The organism is Marinomonas gallaica, assembly GCF_001639745.1.
Taxonomy (GTDB): domain Bacteria; phylum Pseudomonadota; class Gammaproteobacteria; order Pseudomonadales; family Marinomonadaceae; genus Marinomonas; species Marinomonas gallaica.
This window is the reverse complement of sequence record NZ_LTAX01000090.1, coordinates 1-260: the sequence shown is the minus strand read 5'-3', so window position 1 is coordinate 260 and position 260 is coordinate 1. Positions and strand designations below refer to the sequence as shown.

Below are 260 nucleotides of genomic sequence, written 5' to 3'. Positions count from 1 at the left end.
GGAGGGAGATCACGTTTACAGCTTAAAATCATCCTGAAGTTTCGCCCAATGCGCCCTCAAACGTTGTTTATGAGCTTCATGCATAGGTAAATCCGTCAATAACTCAGGCCATAGCTTAGATTTTTCGATTGCATGATACAACGACTCTCTAACCGCGATCCACGGCACACCGATTCTATTCGACCACACCTCAAAATGAGCGAGTGATAGTCGATACCAATCTTTCTCTTTCGCCATATTCAACCCAGTTTTTCGCTCTC

1 pseudogene is annotated in these 260 nt (G+C 44.6%); it reads right to left on the bottom strand.

Annotation, left to right across the window (positions count from 1 at the left end):
* Positions 1-15 precede the first annotated feature (15 nt).
* Positions 16-260: pseudogene (locus AYW76_RS18750) on the bottom strand (type II toxin-antitoxin system HipA family toxin); the annotation flags it as partial.